Origin of the sequence: Cupriavidus sp. KB_39, from assembly GCF_052114485.1 — a bacterium.
GTDB lineage: Bacteria > Pseudomonadota > Gammaproteobacteria > Burkholderiales > Burkholderiaceae > Cupriavidus.
On record NZ_JBFREV010000134.1, the window covers coordinates 1 to 1,156 of the forward strand.

2 protein-coding genes are annotated in these 1,156 nt (G+C 70.1%); one reads left to right on the plus strand and one right to left on the minus strand.

The genetic code is table 11. The annotated features are described in order from the left end of the window. The coding region (locus tag AB4Z27_RS29075; RefSeq protein WP_441645993.1) for a c-type cytochrome at positions 1-786 on the plus strand (786 nt) is incomplete at its 5' end. A gap of 28 nt (positions 787-814) precedes the next feature. On the opposite strand, the gene AB4Z27_RS29080 is transcribed toward AB4Z27_RS29075, so the two are convergent. Further along, the coding region (locus AB4Z27_RS29080; protein WP_441645994.1) for an enoyl-CoA hydratase/isomerase family protein at positions 815-1,156 on the minus strand (342 nt) is incomplete at its 5' end.

Consider the following 1,156-nt stretch of genomic DNA (forward strand, 5'->3'; position numbering starts at 1 on the left):
GTCTTCCTCGAAAAGGCCGTCTATAAGGAAAAGCCCGGCCAGGGCGCCGCGTGGAACCGCGGCGCCTATCTGGTGCAGGGGCTGGGGCATTGCGGCTCCTGCCACACGCCGCGTGGCGTCGGCTTCCAGGAGAAGGCGCTGGACGAGGGCGGCAAGGCGTTCCTTGCCGGCGCGCTGCTCGATGGCTGGTACGCCTCGAACCTGACCGGCGAGCACAACGTGGGGCTGGGGCGCTGGAGCGCAGCCGATATCGCGGGGTTCCTGAAGGATGGGGCAAACCGGCACGCGACGGCGTTTGGGCCGATGTCCGAGGTCATCCACAACAGCACGCAGGCGATGACCGATGGCGATCTCGCGGCGATGGCCGCCTACCTGAAGTCGCTCCCGGCACAGGGTGGCAACGGCGCTCCGCCTTACGCGTACGACGCCCGGACGACCACGGTGGCCTTGCAGCGCCCGGCTGGCAACGCCGGCGCGCGGCTATACGCCACGTACTGCATGCAGTGCCACGGCGCGGACGGGCGCGGCGTTGCGCCCCTGCTCGCGCCGCTGGCTGGCAATCCGAACGTGCTGGAGCGCGATGCGTCGTCGCTGATCAACGTGACGCTGCACGGCACGCCGGACCTCGTGATCCGCGGCATTCCGGCGCCGTATCCGATGCCGAAGTACGCCGCCATCCTGAGCGACCGCGACGTCGCCGAGGTGCTGACCTTCATCCGCGCCAGCTGGAACAACAGCGCCCCGGCCGTCAGCCCGGACGCCGTGGAGAAGCTCCGGCGCGAGTGACCCTGCGCCGGTGCTTCACCGGCCGGCGTCAGCTTCCGATATAGGCGGCCGGTCGCCGCTCGACGAATGCCGTGGCGCCCTCGCGGGCGTCGCGGCTGCGCAGCAGCAGCCGCTGCAAGGCCGATTCCTCGAACAGCCCGGCCTCCAGCGTGAGGTCATGGCTGGCGAGCACGGCGCGCCGCGCGGCGATGACGGCCAGCGGACCATTTCCGGCAATCTGGCGCGCGATCTTGAGCGCGGCTGCCTCCAGTCCCGCCTTCGGCACCAGTTCGGTCACCAGCCCGTGGTTCAGGGCGAAGCTGGCATCGAAGGTGTCGCCGGTCAGGATCATCCGCATGGCTACACCCATCCCCGCCACCTTTGCCAGCCG